At 57.1% G+C, this 17804-nt stretch carries 17 protein-coding genes; 6 read left to right on the top strand and 11 right to left on the bottom strand.

All coding sequences use genetic code 11. From position 1 onward, the window contains the following. Window positions 1-56: 56 nt before the first annotated feature. Entirely contained in the window at window positions 57-1790 is a 1734-nt protein-coding gene (locus tag E1297_RS25525; protein ID WP_155143316.1) for a SulP family inorganic anion transporter, read from the top strand. A 12-nt stretch (window positions 1791-1802) separates the two neighbouring features. Here the strand turns inward: E1297_RS25525 and E1297_RS25520 are convergent, their stop codons facing one another. The 4 genes from E1297_RS25520 to ruvC form a co-directional block, all read right to left on the bottom strand. Next, window positions 1803-2426 carry a hypothetical protein gene (locus E1297_RS25520; RefSeq protein ID WP_209015992.1) on the bottom strand — a complete coding sequence of 208 codons (624 nt, stop codon included), beginning with the start codon at window positions 2424-2426 and terminating at the stop codon, window positions 1803-1805. Between the two features lie 63 nt (window positions 2427-2489). Continuing rightward, window positions 2490-3509, bottom strand: a complete 1020-nt coding sequence (gene ruvB / locus E1297_RS25515) for a Holliday junction branch migration DNA helicase RuvB (RefSeq protein ID WP_155143314.1) — start codon at window positions 3507-3509, stop codon at window positions 2490-2492. Between the two features lie 4 nt (window positions 3510-3513). Continuing rightward, window positions 3514-4191, bottom strand: a complete 678-nt coding sequence (gene ruvA / locus E1297_RS25510) for a Holliday junction branch migration protein RuvA (protein ID WP_155143313.1) — start codon at window positions 4189-4191, stop codon at window positions 3514-3516. Further along, window positions 4188-4685 carry a crossover junction endodeoxyribonuclease RuvC gene (gene ruvC / locus E1297_RS25505; protein WP_155143312.1) on the bottom strand — a complete coding sequence of 166 codons (498 nt, stop codon included), beginning with the start codon at window positions 4683-4685 and terminating at the stop codon, window positions 4188-4190. Before ruvC ends, ruvA begins: the two co-directional genes overlap by 4 nt. 333 nt (window positions 4686-5018) lie before the next feature. Here ruvC and E1297_RS25500 point away from each other — a divergent pair, with 333 nt between their 5' ends. Further along, a complete protein-coding gene (locus E1297_RS25500) occupies window positions 5019-5231 on the top strand; it encodes a DUF1127 domain-containing protein (protein WP_155143311.1) in 213 nt (70 codons plus the stop codon). A 161-nt stretch (window positions 5232-5392) separates the two neighbouring features. Here the strand turns inward: E1297_RS25500 and E1297_RS25495 are convergent, their stop codons facing one another. From E1297_RS25495 to E1297_RS25480, 4 genes are all read right to left on the bottom strand, one after another. Then, window positions 5393-5737 (bottom strand): hypothetical protein, encoded by a 345-nt coding sequence (locus E1297_RS25495; protein ID WP_155143310.1) that lies wholly within the window; start codon window positions 5735-5737, stop codon window positions 5393-5395. A 100-nt stretch (window positions 5738-5837) separates the two neighbouring features. Next, complete coding sequence (locus E1297_RS25490) at window positions 5838-6716, bottom strand: 50S ribosomal protein L11 methyltransferase (RefSeq protein ID WP_155143309.1); 879 nt, start codon at window positions 6714-6716, stop codon at window positions 5838-5840. Between the two features lie 66 nt (window positions 6717-6782). Then, window positions 6783-8015 carry an MFS transporter gene (locus E1297_RS25485; RefSeq protein WP_155143308.1) on the bottom strand — a complete coding sequence of 411 codons (1233 nt, stop codon included), beginning with the start codon at window positions 8013-8015 and terminating at the stop codon, window positions 6783-6785. A gap of 79 nt (window positions 8016-8094) precedes the next feature. Further along, window positions 8095-10290: a primosomal protein N' gene (locus tag E1297_RS25480; protein WP_155143307.1), complete on the bottom strand. Its 2196-nt coding sequence runs from the start codon at window positions 10288-10290 to the stop codon at window positions 8095-8097. 90 nt (window positions 10291-10380) lie between these two features. On the opposite strand from E1297_RS25480, the gene fsa reads away from it, so the two are divergent. From fsa to E1297_RS25460, 4 genes are all read left to right on the top strand, one after another. After that, a complete protein-coding gene (gene fsa, locus E1297_RS25475) occupies window positions 10381-11034 on the top strand; it encodes a fructose-6-phosphate aldolase (RefSeq protein WP_152457215.1) in 654 nt (217 codons plus the stop codon). Window positions 11035-11239: 205 nt separating this feature from the next. Continuing rightward, entirely contained in the window at window positions 11240-11947 is a 708-nt protein-coding gene (locus tag E1297_RS25470; RefSeq protein ID WP_155143306.1) for a DUF484 family protein, read from the top strand. Beyond that, on the top strand, window positions 11944-12864 hold the full coding sequence (locus E1297_RS25465) for a tyrosine recombinase XerC (protein ID WP_368669676.1): 921 nt from the start codon (window positions 11944-11946) through the stop codon (window positions 12862-12864). Before E1297_RS25470 ends, E1297_RS25465 begins: the two co-directional genes overlap by 4 nt. Window positions 12865-12954: 90 nt before the next feature. After that, the gene (locus E1297_RS25460; protein WP_155143304.1) at window positions 12955-13650 is read left to right on the top strand and encodes a phosphatidylcholine/phosphatidylserine synthase; all 696 of its coding nucleotides are present in this window, start codon (window positions 12955-12957) and stop codon (window positions 13648-13650) included. A 45-nt stretch (window positions 13651-13695) separates the two neighbouring features. Here the strand turns inward: E1297_RS25460 and E1297_RS25455 are convergent, their stop codons facing one another. The 3 genes from E1297_RS25455 to ileS form a co-directional block, all read right to left on the bottom strand. Further along, on the bottom strand, window positions 13696-14163 hold the full coding sequence (locus E1297_RS25455) for a hypothetical protein (RefSeq protein ID WP_155143303.1): 468 nt from the start codon (window positions 14161-14163) through the stop codon (window positions 13696-13698). A gap of 76 nt (window positions 14164-14239) precedes the next feature. After that, window positions 14240-14695, bottom strand: a complete 456-nt coding sequence (locus E1297_RS25450; protein ID WP_155143302.1) for a methylated-DNA--[protein]-cysteine S-methyltransferase — start codon at window positions 14693-14695, stop codon at window positions 14240-14242. Between the two features lie 82 nt (window positions 14696-14777). Beyond that, complete coding sequence (gene ileS, locus E1297_RS25445) at window positions 14778-17726, bottom strand: isoleucine--tRNA ligase (protein WP_155143301.1); 2949 nt, start codon at window positions 17724-17726, stop codon at window positions 14778-14780. Window positions 17727-17804: the final 78 nt, after the last annotated feature.

Genomic DNA, 17804 nt, shown 5'->3' with positions numbered 1-17804 from the left:
TGCGCATTTGCATTCTAGTGTTCCAAGTTATGCAGAGGCATTGAACAGGGAACCTAATGACTAAAGCGACAAGAAATGGGGTCACATTTCCGCTTCCTGTTCTGCAGGGCATCTTACCTTTCGATCGATCTAAGCTGCCAACCGAGATCCTCGCTGGCCTCACCTTCGCCTGCCTCGCGATCCCCGAAGTCATGGGTTACACGAAAATTGCCGGAACCCCGGTAATTACCGGCCTCTACACAATCCTCATACCGATGGCATTGTTCGCCATCTTTGGATCTTCCCGTCATCTGGTTGTCGGAGCGGATTCCGCGACTGCGGCCATAACAGCCTCAGCCTTGGCGGGCATGGCGGTGTCGGGTTCATCCGAATATCTCGCGCTGGCTTCGCTTCTGGCACTGATGGCTGCGATACTCCTGATCGCCGCTCGGATCATTGGTCTTGGGTTTTTAGCTGATTTTCTGTCCAGAACTGTCCTAGTCGGCTTTTTGACAGGCGTTGGCATTCAGGTCGCCAGTGGAGAGGTTCCCGGAATGCTGGGCATTGAAGTCTCAGCGCACGGAACCATAGCCAAGCTGCAGGGTGTCGCCGAACATTTCGAACAATTCAGTTGGCCAACATTGGCTGTCGCAGTGGCCGTGCTGACCGTGGTGACCGGCTGCAGACGCTTGTCCCGCAAATTTCCCGGCCCACTGATCGCAATACTGGGCGTGATCCTGTGCAGCTGGGCCTTTCAATTCAGCGGAGCAGGTATAGCAGTTCTGGGGGCGGTTCCCAGCGGCCTGCCCTCGCTTTCTATCCCAGCTGTGGACTGGAGTTGGTCTCTGTTCAAACAACTGCTGCCCACCGCGTTGTCAATCTTTGTGGTGATCCTTGCACAAAGCGCCGCGACATCCCGCGCCTATGCGGCACGCTACGAAGAGAAATTTGATGAGAACTCGGACCTCGTCGGGCTTGGTCTTGCAAACCTTGGCGCTGCATTTACCGGAACCTTCGTCGTCAATGGCAGCCCTACCAAAACCGAAATGGTGGCAAGCGCAGGTGGGCGTAGCCAGATCGCTCAACTTACCACAGTCGCGATCGTTCTGGTCGTGATCCTGTTTCTGACCGGTCCGCTTGCTTATCTGCCAAACGCAGCACTGTCTGCCATCGTGTTTTTGATAGGCGTGAAGCTGATCGATGTACGGGGGCTGGCCAATATTTACACGCAGGCCCGACCCGAATTCTGGATCGCCATCGCAACTGCTGCCGTTGTCGTCTTCGTTGGCGTTGAACAGGGTATCATTTTTGCGATGGTGCTATCGCTCATTGATCACACGCGCCGGGGGTATCACCCCAAGAACTCTGTCATCGTGGAAAACAAAGTCACTGGTTGGCACTCAAAGTCGATTGACCACCCCAACCAGTTTGAACCGGGTCTGGTCATCTATCGTTTTTCCCACAGTCTATACTACGCAAATACTCAGCGCCTGTCTGACGAAGTTGCCACTATTACCCAAGGTGCTGACCACAAGCTGTCTTGGTTTTGCATCGAAGCTTCGGCAATTGATGATGTAGATTTCACGGCAGGCTACACCTTGCGCAACGCTCACCAATACCTGCAGTCAAAGGGCATCAAACTGGTCTTTTTACTTGTCGAATCCGATGTCCGAGCGGAACTGGACAGATATGGCGTTACCGACCTTGTTGGAAAAGATGCCTATTTTGAATCCGGTAGCGAATTGCTTGCGGCCTTTCACCATCGCATAGGCCGCGAACACGGCACCCAAAGTGCGTCGGGTAAACCATAACGAGACTGTCACTTACTGAGGTTGCTGCAAGCGTGCGAACAACCGCAGCGCATGGGATGCATCATGTGCCACACCGGGCAGAACCGGATCATAGGCCGCACGGATCAATGCAGCGATGTCCGGGCGCAGTATGGTCGCGTCTCCTGCCATCGCCAGTGGTGATTGCGTTCTGAATGCCGTGTCCGACCACAGCAAAACGGTCTGAACCACCTGACTTAGCGCCAGTGTCTCTGCCGGGACCTTGGACAGTTCCTTGTCCATCCTCAGAAAGACAAAAGCTGCGCGGATGGCACCGTCTTCTTCGAACCGGAATATGCGATATTGATTGGCGCCTGCAGCTTCAAGGCGGTCAACCAATGGCGCCAGATCCGGGATCAGGCGATCAAGGTCGGGAACCTCAAGCAACTCCTGCCAGTCCCGAAAAAAGAATACCATACAGTTGGCGCCCAGCTCAGGGTCCGTTTCGGCCATTTTGTGATCGGCCAAGGTGACAACTGCTTCAAAGGCCCCTTTGACGGTTGCCAGAGTCTCATCCTCGACACCAAAAACGATTGGCACGATTGGCCGACCCCAACGCGCGAACAGGAACTCTCCGTTTTCGCGGGTGAACAGCGCTTCGATCTCTTCTGGTGTCACGCCCAAACCTTCATCTGCATTAGATCACTATTGCTGAACGCATAGTTTCTCTGGCTGTGGTCTTCAACCAAACAGATCGCTTTGCCGCTTGGGCGCGGTCATGCCCAAATGCGTCCAGGCCTTCTGTGCCAGCATCCGTCCGCGCGGAGTTCGTTGTATGAGGCCTTGTTGCAGCAAATAGGGTTCGATGACTTCTTCCAGCGAGTCTCGGCTTTCCGACAACGCAGCCGAAAGAGTTTCAATCCCAACAGGGCCGCCCGAGTAGTTTTCAGCAATCAGCGTCAGGTAACGGCGGTCCGCGCCATCCAACCCAAGATTATCCACACCCAACCGCGTCAAAGCACCATCTGCCAGTTCACGCGCAATCCGCCCATCACCTTCGACGATAGCGAAATCCACGACACGTCGCAGCAGCCGTCCGGCAATTCGGGGCGTGCCACGAGACCGGCGGGCGATTTCACGCGCCCCGTCGTTGTCCGCAGGCGCGCCCAACTTACGTGCATTGCGCGTGACGATCTCGTGCAGCTCATCGACCGTGTAGAACTGAAGCCGGGTTGGAATACCAAATCGGTCACGCAAGGGTGTGGTCAGCAAGCCCATTCGCGTCGTTGCCCCGACAAGCGTGAAGGGTTGCAACTCGATCCGTACAGTCCGCGCGGCAGGTCCCTCACCAATCACCAGATCGAGCTCGAAATCTTCCATCGCGGGATAAAGCACCTCTTCCACTGCCGGGTTCAGACGGTGGATTTCGTCGATAAACAGGACATCACGTGCTTCGAGATTGGTCAGGATCGCAGCCAGATCACCCGCTTTCGCCAGAACCGGCCCGGAGGTCATGCGAAAATTCACCCCCAGCTCGCGCGCCATGATCTGCGCCAATGTGGTTTTACCCAATCCAGGCGGGCCATGAAACAACGTGTGATCCATTGCTTCGCCCCGTTGGCGTGCGGATTGGATAAAGATGCGCAGATTGGCGCGGGCTTCGGCCTGACCGATAAATTCATCCAACCCCTGAGGGCGCAATGCGCGATCGTTGTCCTCCGGCAGCGGCTCGGGGCGCAGGGCGGGATCAGCGTCTACCATTTATTCACCCTTTCGGAGCCAGCAGTTGCAGGGCGGCACGGATCAAACCTGCTTCGTCTGCATCCGGGTTGTTGGCGGCAGCCTCGGCAACCGCAGCTGCTGCGTCCGACGGACCATAACCGAGATTGGACAGGGCAGACAGCGCACCCGCTGATGCGGCAGCAGCCCCGGAGGCTGGTTTGGGCGTTCGTTTCGGTACGGGCGCTGCCTCGACAGGCTCTACAACTTCGATCGCGGGGCCATCCATCGCATCCGTCACGGTGCCACCCATCGCCATTACGCCTGGCGCTTTGTCTTTGAGATCAAGCACGATCCGCTGCGCAGTTTTAGGTCCGACACCTTTCGCCGCCTTCACTGAGCCCCAGTCGCCCAGTGCAATGGCGCGACTGACACCATCCGGACCCAAAGCGCTCAGGATCGCCAGAGAGACCTTGGCTCCGACGCCCTGCACGGAGCACAGCAACCGATGCCATTCCTTTTCGACCAGCGACAGAAATCCGTAGAGCTGCATCAGATCTTCGCGCACGACCATATCTGTGTAGAGCGAAATGCCTTCCCCCGCACCCGGCAGTGCCGCCATTGTCCGGTCAGAGCAATAGACGATGTATCCCACACCCCGGACATCAATCAGCACGTGATCTGCTGCGCGATAGTCCAGCTTTCCGGTGAGTTTTCCGATCATGCCCGTACCTCTTTCAAACGCGTCTGTTGCGTCTTTCCGTAATAGGCGTGACAGATCGCAATCGCCAGAGCGTCTGCGGCATCCGCCCCTTTGGGCTGACATCCTGGCAATTGCAGTTTGACCATGTGCAGAACCTGCTCCTTTTCCGCGTGCCCGACACCCACGACCGTTTTCTTGACCCGGTTCGGAGCATATTCCCCCACCGGCAATCCGGCCTGCGCCAACGTCAGCAACGCCACGCCACGCGCCTGACCCAGTTTGAGCGTTCCCGCCCCATCCTTGTTCACGAAAGTCTGTTCGATGGCTGCCTGATCGGGTGAATGTTCGGCAATAACCTCGACGATCTGATTGTGCAGCGACAGTAACCTCTCGCCCAAATCATCCCCGTCCGATTTGCACAAACCATTTGAGACATGGCTCAGACGGCTGCCATTCGATTCGATGACGCCCCATCCCAGGGTTCTCAACCCCGGATCAATGCCCAGAATCCGCATGTTTTGCCTCGGCCTGCTCGGGTTTTCTTGATCTTTTTCACCGATTAGCACGAAACATGAACATTTTCCAAGCGAATTGACCTCACGCCAAAAAACGACACAACTATCCCAAGCGCGACAGAGTGGCCTGTTTTCGACCTCGAATAGTCAGGAATCGACCTGTTTCATGAAGGCATTTTCACCAATTATTTAAGGGGATTACAGGCCCATAGAGCATTGCAGAAACTGCATAGGACACATGCAAAAACTGCTCTTGTGCGGGAAATCCGACATCACTAGATGCCCGGCAGATCACAAGATCAGAAGTTAACACAAACCAGAAGGAAACAGGATATGGCTGCACTGGACACCACCCGCACCACCACTGGCTCATTCGGCCTCGTTGGCCGTATCGGCGCAACGTTCGCATCGGTAGTAAACGCCGCAGTTGAATGGAATGACGCTCGCGTAACTCGCAACGCGCTGAACGGTCTGACCGACCGCGAGCTGGAAGATATCGGCCTGAGCCGCGGCGACATTGAGATCGTTGCTGAGGGTCGTCGCTAAGACTACCACTCACTCGCCCCGTTCTCCCTCGGGGGCAAATAAGAACACCGCGCGCCATGGGCCGCGGTGTTTTTTGTTTAACTGCTGTGATGACAATGCGGTTAGAAGCCCCTGATCGCATGCCCCTTGGATAACAGAGGCGTCAGGGTTTTCAGGTCGCTTTAGTACATAACCTTACTCAACTGAGCTGAAACAGCTTCGGTCACCGGATCGATTTGCATGATCCAGGCCCCGGCCTGTTCAACCGACGTTCCCTCGTTCAGGCTGTTCACCCGAAACTGATAGGCAGATGGCCCCAAGCTTGATAGGAGAAATGCCTTGAAAGCGAAAAACCCAACCAGGCACAGCAAAAGAACCTTTGCCGGAACCGCGGATCTTACGCGTTGTGGCTTCATCACGACCAAGCCGTCTTTGCGCATCGACGCACGATACCCACGGCTCATCTTTTGATGCTTCTTGCTCAGGCGATGAACGCGCTGATCAAATTCCAGTTGTTTACCCGTCATGGCAGCCTCCGAAAACCGCCCCCCTCGACTTCATCAGGTGACGGTAGATAGAGAATGCGTCAAAAGAGTGGCAAAAATCCACAAAACTCCTGCAAATGGTCTAAGTAACGCCCTGTTTCGTTAAGATTAGCGTCGTCCACTCACCAATCTCACTCCTATCAGTAAGATTGAACCCATTTTGAGAATAAACAGACGCGACTTCGTCAGCCTGCTCGTTAAGGATTCCCGACAGGATCGCATGCCCACCATCCCTCAGATTCTCTGCTATTTCGGGCGACAGAGCCACCAAGGGCCCCTTCAGGATATTAGCAAAAATCAGGTCGTACGGCGCTGATGACTGCAACTCCGAGTGATCAAACCCTGCTGCTTCGACACACCGAACTGCGCCAGACATTCCGTTGGCCTTCAGGTTTGCCTCAGCCACATCAACGGCAACTTCGTCAATATCGCTGGCCAGTATCTCGCCATCCCAAACCCGTGCAGCCGCCATGGCCAGCACAGCAGTCCCGCAACCGATGTCCGCGACTTTGTCCGCGCTGAACCCGTCCTCGATCAACCGATCCAATGCCTTGAGGCAGCCAAGCGTCGTGCCGTGATGCCCCGTGCCAAAGGCCATCGCTGCCTCGATGAGCAATGGAATGCGATCTTCGGGGATCTTGTCGGCGTCATGGCTGCCATACACAAAAAAACGGCCTGCTTCGACCGGAGCCAACTCTCGACGCACATGCGCGACCCAGTCGGTCTCGGGCAGCTCGGAAACCACAAATGGTTTGGCCTCAAAGGCCACAGCCAAGACAGCCAGCGCAGTCTCATCAGGCGCCTCGGTGAAATAGCCGCCGACTTCCCAGAGGCCGGATCCGTCCTCGACCTCGAACACACCTACACCGGTTGGTTCCGGCTCCAGACGCTCCATCGCTTCGCCCAGGCCTTCGGCTGCGGCTTTCCCGTTCAGAGTGGTAAGCGCTGTGAATGTCGGCATGGATGCCTCCTGTTTAAGTTGTCACAGCGCCTATGGCGACAGGCGGCCAAGGTCAAGCACTGGCGCCTATTCTGCAGGCGCGGGCGCATATTTCGACAGGATTGTTTCGTTGCCGGGTTCAGGGTGGCGTGGGATCAGCAGAGACAACGCCAGAGACACCAGAGCCATTGCAGCAGCCAATGCGAACACCGCACCGGGTGATACGACCCACAGCAACCCCAAAAGCGCAGGCAGGAATACCGCCGCGATGTGATTGATGGTGAAGGCCACAGCTGCCGTCGGCGCGATATCCGCCGGATCAGCGATCTTTTGGAAGTAGGTTTTCAGCGCCAGCGCCAGCGCAAACAGAACATGGTCAATCACATAGAGGATAGCCGCCAGCAGCACGCCCCAGCCAAACCAGTAGATACCGCCATAGGCTGCGAACACGATAGCCAGACCGGTATATTCGAAGATTAGTGTCCGGCGTTCGCCAAAGACGGAAACTGCCTTACCCAGCATCGGCGCTGCCGCCATGTTGATCACCAGATTGATCAGGTAGAGGCTGGTCAGTTCATGGACTTCGAAACCAAACTTCTCGACCATCATGAAACCTGCAAAGACAACAAAGATCTGTCGCCGTGCTCCGGCCATGAATTGCAGTGCATAATACAACCAGTAACGTTTACGCAGGACCAGTTTCTTGGTCTGCGGTGTCGGTGAATCGAATTGCGGATAAGCGAGCAGACAGAACAGCGCCAACAAGGCTGTTACTCCGCCCGCAGCCATGAAGACCGTATTGTAGGACAGATCAAACCGGTCCCAGGTCAGTACGATCAGACCGTAGACCACTGCTGTCGCTGCCGATCCCATGGCGACCAGCCAGCCCAGCACCTGGGGCGCGCGGTCCTTGGGCAACCACTGCAACTGAAGCGACTGGTTCACCGTCTCATAATAGTGAAAACCGATCGAGCTGAAGAGGGTCACAAACAACAGGCCACCAAGGCTTGGGAACCATGCCGTTACTGCTGTGGCCACACCGAGCATCATCAGCGAGATCATCGCCAGCACCTGCTCGCGCACGAATATGATGACTGCGATCACACCAACAGCCAGAAAACCGGGGATTTCCCGCACTGTGTGCAGCAGGCCGATATCCGCGCCATCGAAGTTTGCCACTTCGATTACGAAGTTGTTCAGCAACGCACTCCATCCGTTGAATGCAATCGGCATAGTCAGCGCCATCATGAACAGGAGCGTGACGGGTCGGCGCCAGAACGGAAGGCTCTGCGCCTCGGATAGGGGCATTGGTTTCAGCATGAGAGTCCTCTACGCCCATTTCTGTAATTTGGCGAGAGGAAAGCAGTCGCCGCACATTGCCTCTGCACTGGTGCAGAAGTCAGTAGAAACTTTGTGGATCGATATCGACAGTCAGACGAATATCGCCCGTCAGCCGCAAAGGCGCGATCCAGCGCGCGATTGCATCCTGAATGGGCGCGCTTTTCGGGGCCTTGACCAGCAACCGCACCCTGTGCCGCCCGCGAATTCGGGCAATCGGTGCGGGCGCCGGGCCAAAGACCTGTGCGCCGATTTCGCGCAACGGGCCATCATTGCGCGCCATGGCGTTTCCGATGTCGAACACAGGACCAACTTCTGGTCCCGAGAGCACTATCCCGGCCATACGACCATAAGGGGGAACGCCAGCTGCCTGCCGCCCGGCAGCTTCTGCCTTCCAGAACCCTTCTTCGTCCCCCGACAAGATCGCCCGGATCACGGGATGTTCCGGCTGGAATGTCTGTAGCAGCGCCTGACCCGGTTTATCCGCCCGCCCAGCGCGACCAGCAACCTGGCGCATCAGTTGGAATGTCCTCTCGGCCGCGCGCAAATCGGCGCCATGCAGGCTGAGATCGGCATCGATCACGCCAACCAGTGTCAGTTTCGGAAAGTTATGCCCCTTGGCCACCAGCTGCGTACCGATGATGATATCTGCCTCACCTTCGGCGATCTCTTCGATCTTGGCTTTCAGGGCCCGGGCAGATCCAAACAGATCAGAGCTGAGCATCGCAATATTGGCTTCAGGAAAGGTCGCTTCAGCCTCTTCGGCCAAACGTTCAATCCCCGGCCCGACCGGAGCCAGCTTGCCCTCGACCCCGCAGGATGGGCACACCTCGGGCATCGGCTTCGTCTCACCGCATTGGTGGCACATCAAGCGTTTCAAAAACCGGTGTTCGACCATCCGCGCATCACAGTGATCACAGGCAATCTGCTCACCACAAGCCCGACATAAGGTAACGGGCGCATAGCCACGGCGATTGATAAACAGCAGCGACTGCTCGCCTTTCTCAATCCGCTGTCGCACTGCCTGACGCAGAGATGGGGAAATCCAAGTTCCCGGCTGCATCTGTTCCGCCCGCATGTCGATTGGCCTCATCTCGGGCAGAACGGCAGCCCCAAACCGCGACGTTAGATCGATCCGATCATACTTTCCCGCCTCGGCATTGGCCCAGCTTTCCAGCGAAGGCGTGGCACTGGCCAGTACCACCCGACCCCCGCAGATGGCCGATCGCAGCACGGCCATATCGCGCGCGCTGTATTGGACACCATCCTCTTGCTTGTAAGAAGTGTCGTGCTCCTCATCGACCACGACCAAGCCCAGATTGCGAAACGGAAGGAACAGGGCCGATCGCGCTCCGACGACCAGTTGCGCATCCCCCTGCCCGACCATTCGCCAGACCCGGCGGCGTTCAGTCATCGTCGCGCCCGAGTGCCATTCAGCCGGGCGCGCGCCAAACCGCGCCTCGACGCGGGTGAGGAATTCCGCGGTCAGCGCGATCTCAGGCAACAGAACCAGCGCCTGTCGCCCCATGCGCAGCGCCTCGGCCACGGCCTCCAGATATACTTCGGTCTTACCTGAGCCTGTCACGCCCTTGAGGAGCGTGGTTCCGTAACTCCCTGACTGCTGACCTTCCTGCAGCTTCGCAACTGCGGCCGCCTGATCTTCGGTCAGCTCTTTTCCTGGCAGATCCGGATCCAGATGCGGATAAGGCAGATCACGGGGACTGTCTTCCTCCCGCACTGCACCCAGCTTGACCAGCCCTTTGACGACAGATGAGGTCACGCCGGCCTGCTCGGCCAGTTCTTTCAGCGTAAAGGCAAGACCGCCATAATCGCGCAGAACCTCAAGCACGCGGGTGCGCGCGTCGGTCATCCGGTCTGGTTCAGTATTGCCTAGGCGATAGATCTTTCGCATCGACGGTGGATCACCCAATCCGGGTGCGCGTGTTGCCAGCCGCAGCATCGCGGGCATCGGCGTCAGCGTGTAATCCGCCACTTTACCCAGAAACACGCGCATCTCCTCGCGCATCGGTGCAACTTCCAACACCCGGATCACTGAACGCGCCTTGTTAAGATCAAACCCCCCTTGCCCTGGTCCCCAGACAACACCCAGAACCTTACGCGGCCCCAACGGGACCTCAACGAATGCACCCAGAAAACACCCACCCTCGGGCGCTTTGTAGTCCAGCGTCCGGTCCAGAGGCTGTGTGGTCAGAACCGCCACCAGTTCGCCTTCGTCAAAATACTCCTGAGTGCTCAACGCATATCCTCGGGCCGGGGGGTTTCAGCATGTCTCTCTTTGGGGTAAAGCCATCCGCGACCAAGGCCAACCCATCAAAGGACTGCCCTCATGAAATTCTTCGTAGACACAGCCGAGATCGATGCCATCGCCGAACTGAACGATTTGGGCATGGTAGACGGTGTGACCACCAACCCTTCGCTGATCCTGAAATCGGGTCGCGACATTCTGGAAGTGACCAAAGAGATCTGTGATCTGGTCGACGGCCCCGTATCCGCCGAAGTTGTCGCCACCGAAGCCGACGACATGATCGCCGAAGGCCGCAAGCTGGCCAAGATCGCTCCGAACATCGCCGTGAAGGTACCGCTGACCTGGGCCGGCCTGAAAACCTGCAAGACGCTTTCGGACGAAGGTCAGATGGTCAACGTAACTCTGTGCTTTTCGACCAATCAGGCCATTTTGGCGGCAAAGGCAGGCGCGACTTTCATCTCACCCTTCATCGGACGTCTCGACGACATCAACCTCGATGGCATGGACCTGATCGCCGATATCCGTCAGGTCTATGACAATTACGGGTTTGAAACCGAAATCCTGGCGGCCTCGATCCGCACCGTGAACCACGTGACCGACAGCGCCCGTATCGGCGCCGACGTGATCACCGCACCGCCCGCCGTCATCAAGAAGCTGGCCGATCACCCCTTGACTGACAAGGGTCTGGAAACCTTCCTGGCCGACTGGGCCAAGACCGGTCAGAAAATTCTCTGATCCCGACAGTTTCTGCGAACCCGCGCGGCGCCCTCGGCGCCGCGCTAGGCCCAACTGCAAAATCTGATCTCTGATCAGAGAGTTGCAGGCGGGAGCACCTTACCACCACATTGCTGCACTAATTCGAGCTTCAGGTGCATTTTTTCCAAGTCAAATCCGGTGTCCCATGCTATAAACCGCGCAACAAAAAAAGACCGGACAGGAAATGAGCAGCAACCCGAAACTCGAGGATAATCTCCGCGCCGCGATTCTGGCTGAGCCTGACGCAGTGCTGGATGACAAGGACCTGATGCAGGCGCTTGTAACTGCGAATGAGCGCGCACGTGGTGACAACATCATCGATCTGCGCGGGATCGCCATGCAGCGGCTCGAAGCCCGGCTGGATCGGCTGGAGGATACCCATCGTTCGGTGATCGCAGCTGCCTACGAAAATCTGGCAGGCACCAATCAGGTTCATCGCGCCATTCTTCGTCTGCTTGAACCCGTCGAGTTCGAAGATTTCCTTCGCACGCTGGGTAATGACGTCGCCGAAATACTGCGCGTCGATAAAGTCACTCTGGTTCTGGAAACCACACTTATTCAGGACGACCCCGCAGTCGACAAACTGGGCGGTGTTCTTACAGTCGCAGAGCCCGGCTTCATCGACAGCTATCTGACCTATGATCGCAGCGGGCAACCCCGGGATGTCACCTTGCGCGAAATACACCACTCCAATCGCAGAATCTATGGCGACAAGGCCGACCAGCTGCGCTCCGAGGCGTGCCTGAAGCTTGATCTTGGCGAAGGTCGCCTGCCCGGCATGATCGTCATGGGCGCCAAGGATCCCAGACATTTCTCACCCCAGCTGGGAACCGATCTTCTGGCCTTTTTTGCTGGCGTGTTCGAACGCTCGATGCGCCACTGGCTGACGTGAGCCTGATCTCTCCGGCGTGCCGCGATGCACTCCAGCACTGGCTAGATAGTCTGGGGGCGCTTTCGGGGCGATCGGAAAACACGTTGACGGCCTATCGTGGTGATGTCAGCGAATTCCTGTCGTTCATGACACTCCATAATAGTGCGCGGCAGGGGCTGGCTGCGCTGGAGCAGATCACAGTCTCAGACATGCGGGCCTGGATGGCGCAACAGCGCGAAACAGGTGTAGGCGCGCGTTCGCTGGCACGCAAACTCTCCGCTGTCAAAACATTCTACCGCTGGCTGGCAGAGCGTGAGGGTTTTGAACCAACAGCCGTTCTGTCAACGCGCGCACCGAAATACACCAAGAAACTCCCGCGCCCGCTGGCTGAAGATGCCGCCCGCGCGATGATCGAAACTGTCGAATTGCAATCGACTTCTGACTGGGTCGCTGCACGTGACGTCGCCGTTGTGACATTGCTGTACGGGTGTGGCCTTCGCATTTCCGAAGCCCTATCCCTAAAGGGAGCAGACGCACCACTGCCATCCACCTTGCGTATTCTTGGAAAAGGCGGAAAGGAACGGATTGTTCCGGTAATCCAAGCCGCGAAAGACAGTGTCGAGCATTACCTGCAACTGTGCCCTCATTCACAATCACCCAATGCGCCTTTGTTTAGGGGCGTGCGCGGTGGACAGTTAAACCCCCGAGCCATTCAGGGCGTCATGGCCAAGGCACGTATGCAACTGGGTCTGCCGTCAACGGCAACGCCACATGCAATGCGCCACAGCTTTGCCACGCATCTCCTGTCGGCTGGTGGGGATCTACGGGCGATACAGGAGCTGCTGGGCCACGCATCCCTGTCAACTACGCAAACCTATACAGCAGTTGATACGGCGCGGCTGATGGAAGTTTACAACCGCGCGCATCCGAAGGCATAAGACCCACACTACCTAAACAATTTTTGAGCGCATCGGCAGCCACTGGCTTTTTGCTTTGCATCTCCGGCTTGCATCGTTCATGACACCTGCATGACACTCAGATTTAAAGCTCTTTCCGTTCATCTGTTCACCGCAACCGGCGCTGTTTTTGCAATGTTGGCCATGCTGGCTGCCGTCGAAGAAAAATGGAGCCTGATGTATCTCTGGCTCGTAGTATCTTTCATCGTAGACGGGATCGATGGCCCCCTGGCCCGGCATTATGACGTCAAGAAGAACGCGCCTGAATTTGACGGGGTGCTCATGGATCTGATCATCGACTATCTGACCTATGTGTTCATCCCGGCCTATGCATTGTTCAAATCCGGGTTGATGGACGGCTGGACTGGCTGGTTCGCAATCATAGTCATCACTTTTGCAAGCGCGATGTATTTTGCCGACACACGGATGAAGACCAAGGATAACTCTTTCTCAGGCTTCCCCGGATGCTGGAACATGTTTGTCGTTGTGATCTTTGCACTCGAGCCAAACTTCGGGTTCATCCTCATTCTGGTCACATTACTGGCAATCGCTATGTTCCTGCCGCTCAAGTTCATTCATCCGGTGCGCACCGAGCGTTGGCGCACCCTGTCACTGCCAATGGCACTGGCATGGACATTCTTTGCGGGTTGGGCGGCCTGGGTCGATTTCCATCCGGAAAGCTGGGCACATTGGGGTCTGGTAATCACTAGCTTGTATCTGGTGTCTGCGGGTATTGCTCAGCAACTGATCCCGCAGCGAAACGGGTGACAAATCTCAATGGGCGCTGGACCATGACAGCGACCGAGAGCCTTTCTACAGGACTTCTTCGACTTCGAATTCAGTCCCGTTATGCGTAAAGTAGTCACCTTCTTTCAAACCAACCATCGCCAGATAAATCGGGCTTTGTGTTGAAATTCCCATGTAGGTTTTGCCGTCCACCTCAAACCGGGTGGTCGATACGCATACCACAAAACGCCGGTTGTTGAATTTGATCACCGCGCCGGGCTGCACCGTATCGGTCACGCTGAAATCCGTGTTTTCAATCACGTCGATCTTGGCGTGATGGGCATGAACCGGCGCATCAAAGGCTGCGGCCAGATCCGCATTCTCGCGTGACGCAGCTATGTCGTCCTTGTCATGCCCTTCCCGGTCATCAAGCTGCGCATCTTTCAGGAATGCATCATAATGCGCCTGAGCAGTTGCCAGTTCTTGCTCTTCAAGCGACATAAGCCGGTCAATGATCGCCTTTTTCCGGGCGGCACGGTCTGTCTGGGCAGTCATACAATGCGGTCCTTTAAATTCAGCATCTGATATAAGTTGGGCCGCAAACAAGTGGATTGCAACAGGATTCAACCGATCAGATCAGCAGGCCCGCCGCGCGTTCGTGCCGTAAAAGAGCTACTTTGGTCTCAATACCGCCCTGCCCTGAAAACCCGCCAAGACTGTTCGCAGCCAGAATCCGATGGCACGGAATGATGACCGGGATCGGGTTGGCACCACACGCCTGCCCCACAGGCTGGGCAGGCTGGCCCAGCTCTTTCGCAATATCGCCATAGGTTCGGGTCTCTCCGAACGGGATGGCGAACATAAGATCGCAAACCTGGCGCTGAAATTCGGAGCCATCGACGTGATACGGCAGATCGAACTGCTCCAGCCGGCCTTCGTCATATGCCGTCAGCTGCGCAGCAGCCTCTTTCAACAACGGGGTGTTTGGTTCTTTGTTCGTACCGTTCCAAACCAAACGCGTGATTGCGCCGTCTGTTTCTTCGACCCCAAGACATCCGAACTGTGTTTCAACCGCGATCATTGGCATAAGCGCAGGCTCGCAGATTGACAGAGTTGACGCAACCAAGGAAAAGCCCCGCCCTTTGGTAAAAGAGCGGGGCTTGTTTGCTTTAGCTCAGCGCTTCGTCACAGCGGCCACAGACGCCTTCGTGCGAATGTCGTCCGACATCGGGCAGGATCTTCCAGCACCGCTGGCATTTCGCACCTTCGGCCTTTTCGAACACGACGCCGACGCCTTCGATTTCTGGCGCACGGAAAGCCTCAGCCGGGGCAGGATCGCCTGTAACGGTTAGTCCCGAAGTGATGCACATGTCATCCACATCGAATGTTGCCAGCAAGTCGCGGGTTTCAGCGTCTTCGATATGCACAATCGGTGCCGCCTCGAGGCTGGAGCCGATAACCTTGTCCTGACGCTGCACTTCGAGCGCAGCAGTCACAGCACGACGGACACGGCGTACCTTGGCCATGTTGGCTTCCAGTTCAGCGTCGCGCCAATCGGTGGGCGTATCGGGGAAGTCGACCAGATGGACCGAGCTGTCATCGCCCGGGAACCGCTCTAGCCAGACCTCTTCCATGGTGAAGACCAGAACCGGCGCCAGCCAAGTGGTCAGGCGATGGAACAGGATGTCCAACACGGTGCGCGCCGAGCGACGACGCAGGTTGTCGCCGTCGCAGTACAGCGCATCCTTACGGACGTCGAAGTAGAAGGACGACAGATCGACCGTGGCAAAGTTGAACACGGCGCTGAACACGCCCTGGAAATCGAACGCGGCATAGCCCTTGCGGACTTGGCTATCCAGATCGGCCAAACGGCTCAGCACCCAGCGTTCCAGACGCGGCATATCTTGCGGATCAACCCGGTCAGCCTCGGTGAAGTCGGCCAGCGAGCCCAGCATGAACCGCATGGTGTTGCGCAGACGGCGATAGCTGTCGGCGGTGCCCTTCAGGATTTCCGGCCCGATCCGCTGGTCGGCGGTATAGTCGGTCTGGGCCACCCACAGACGCAGGATATCCGCGCCGTATTGTTTGACGACCTCTTCCGGCACGATGGTGTTGCCCAGCGACTTGGACATCTTGTTGCCCTTTGCGTCCAGCGTAAAGCCGTGGGTCACAACGTTCCGGTAAGGCGCGCGGCCCTTGGTGCCGCAAGCCTGCAGCATCGAGGAATGGAACCACCCGCGGTGCTGGTCGGTGCCTTCCATGTAGACGTCGGCGATACCATCTTCGGTCCCGTCTTCGCGATCACGCAGAACGAACGCATGGGTGGACCCTGAGTCAAACCACACGTCCAGCACGTCGAAGACCTGATCGTAATCGTCGGGGTTGGCGATACCGTCGAGGACCTTCTCTTTGAAGCCATCGGTATACCAGACATCCGCGCCGTCTTTCTCGAACGCCGTCTTGATGCGGGCGTTGAGGTCTTCGTTGCGCAGCAGGTAATCCGCATCAGTTGGCAGAGCACCCTTTTTGGTAAAGCAGGTCAGCGGCACGCCCCAGGCGCGCTGGCGGGACAGAACCCAGTCCGGGCGCGCTTCGATCATCGAATACAGGCGATTACGGCCCGTCTGTGGGGTCCATTTCACCAGCTCGTCGATCGAGCGCAGGGCGCGTTCGCGGATGGTATCCCCCATCTCGCCCATGCCGTCATCCAGCTTGCGATCAACGGACGCAAACCATTGCGGCGTGTTGCGATAGATGATCGGAGCCTTGGAACGCCACGAATGCGGATAGCTGTGCTTGATCTTGCCACGCGCCAACAGCCCGCCGACCTCGACCAGTTTGTCGATGACGGCTTTGTTCGCGTCACCCTCGCCACCTTTGCGGGACAGGATGTATTTGCCACCAAAGAACGGCAGATCCGCACGGAATGAGCCGTCGTCCATCACGTTATAGGTGATGACCTGTTCCAGCATCCCTAGATCACGATAGAGTTCGAATTCCTCCATACCGTGGGACGGCGCGCAGTGGACGAAACCGGTACCTTCGGTATCGGTCACGAAGTCAGCAGCGCGGAAGTCGCGTTCGACATCCCAATATCCGTTTGAACCTTCAACATATGCGAGAGGGTGGCGGATTTTCAAAGTGGCGAGTTCCTCTGCAGGAACCGCACGTACTCTATGCCACTGATCATCGTTCAGGCGGGCGCGACCCAATACATCAGCGGCCAGATTGTCGGCCAGCAAAAATTTGTCGCCCACATTCGCCCAACACTCGTCCGGTGTACCGGTAACTTCGTACAGGCCGTAGGAGATGTCCTGTCCGAATACGACCGCTTTGTTCGACGGCATGGTCCAAGGCGTTGTGGTCCAGATAACGACGTTGGCATCCTGCAAATCAACATTGAATTGATTGCCGGCTTTTGCCGCCTCTTGCGTCTGCCCAACGACCTTGAACTTCACCCAGATGGTGAAGCTTTCCTTGTCGTGATACTCGACCTCAGCCTCGGCCAGAGCGGTTTTCTCGATGGGCGACCACATCACGGGTTTGGAGCCCTGATAGAGCGTGCCGTTCATCAGGAACTTCATGAACTCGTCGGCGATCACGGCCTCGGCGTGATAGTCCATGGTGATGTAGGGATCGGGCCAGTTGCCGGTGATGCCCAGACGCTTGAACTCTTCGCGCTGGATGTCGATCCAGCCTTCGGCGAATTTGCGGCATTCCTGACGGAAGTCGACGATGTTCACCTCGTCTTTGTTCTTGCCCTTCTTTCGGTACTGTTCCTCGATCTTCCATTCGATCGGCAGACCGTGGCAGTCCCAACCCGGCACGTAACGCGCGTCATGGCCCATCATCTGATGAGACCGCACGATCATGTCCTTGATGGTTTTGTTCAGCGCGTGGCCGATATGCAGGTGGCCGTTCGCATAGGGGGGGCCATCGTGCAGGGTAAAGGGCGTGCGGCCCTCTTTCTCACGCAGGCGGTCATAGACGCCGATCTTTTCCCAGCGTTCCAGCCAAGCAGGCTCGCGCTTGGGCAGGCCAGCGCGCATGGGAAAGTCAGTTTTGGGCAGGTTCAGCGTGTCTTTGTAATCAGGTGTCTGGATCGTGTCGGCGCACATTGGGGGCGTCCTTTGGATGATCTGGTCGTACTAGGATCGAAGCGGTCGGTGCGAAGTCTCAAACACCTTTGCCCGGCG

It is taken from the genome of Roseibium sp. RKSG952, assembly GCF_009711355.1.
Note: the sequence above shows the minus strand (reverse complement) of the source record. Positions and strands in the feature narration are given on the sequence as shown.

What these genes read in the sequence shown, in the direction of transcription:
- E1297_RS25450 (WP_155143302.1), bottom strand. Translation starts at nt 14,695, where the DNA reads ATGCCAATGATCGCGGTTGAAACACAGTTCGGATGTCTTGGGGTCGAA.
- E1297_RS25500 (WP_155143311.1), top strand. Translation starts at nt 5,019, where the DNA reads ATGGCTGCACTGGACACCACCCGCACCACCACTGGCTCATTCGGCCTC.
- ruvC (WP_155143312.1), bottom strand. Translation starts at nt 4,685, where the DNA reads ATGCGGATTCTGGGCATTGATCCGGGGTTGAGAACCCTGGGATGGGGC.
- ruvA (WP_155143313.1), bottom strand. Translation starts at nt 4,191, where the DNA reads ATGATCGGAAAACTCACCGGAAAGCTGGACTATCGCGCAGCAGATCAC.
- E1297_RS25485 (WP_155143308.1), bottom strand. Translation starts at nt 8,015, where the DNA reads ATGCTGAAACCAATGCCCCTATCCGAGGCGCAGAGCCTTCCGTTCTGG.
- fsa (WP_152457215.1), top strand. Translation starts at nt 10,381, where the DNA reads ATGAAATTCTTCGTAGACACAGCCGAGATCGATGCCATCGCCGAACTG.
- ileS (WP_155143301.1), bottom strand. Translation starts at nt 17,726, where the DNA reads ATGTGCGCCGACACGATCCAGACACCTGATTACAAAGACACGCTGAAC.
- E1297_RS25495 (WP_155143310.1), bottom strand. Translation starts at nt 5,737, where the DNA reads ATGACGGGTAAACAACTGGAATTTGATCAGCGCGTTCATCGCCTGAGC.
- E1297_RS25525 (WP_155143316.1), top strand. Translation starts at nt 57, where the DNA reads ATGACTAAAGCGACAAGAAATGGGGTCACATTTCCGCTTCCTGTTCTG.
- E1297_RS25455 (WP_155143303.1), bottom strand. Translation starts at nt 14,163, where the DNA reads ATGACTGCCCAGACAGACCGTGCCGCCCGGAAAAAGGCGATCATTGAC.
- E1297_RS25460 (WP_155143304.1), top strand. Translation starts at nt 12,955, where the DNA reads ATGACACTCAGATTTAAAGCTCTTTCCGTTCATCTGTTCACCGCAACC.
- E1297_RS25490 (WP_155143309.1), bottom strand. Translation starts at nt 6,716, where the DNA reads ATGCCGACATTCACAGCGCTTACCACTCTGAACGGGAAAGCCGCAGCC.
- ruvB (WP_155143314.1), bottom strand. Translation starts at nt 3,509, where the DNA reads ATGGTAGACGCTGATCCCGCCCTGCGCCCCGAGCCGCTGCCGGAGGAC.
- E1297_RS25470 (WP_155143306.1), top strand. Translation starts at nt 11,240, where the DNA reads ATGAGCAGCAACCCGAAACTCGAGGATAATCTCCGCGCCGCGATTCTG.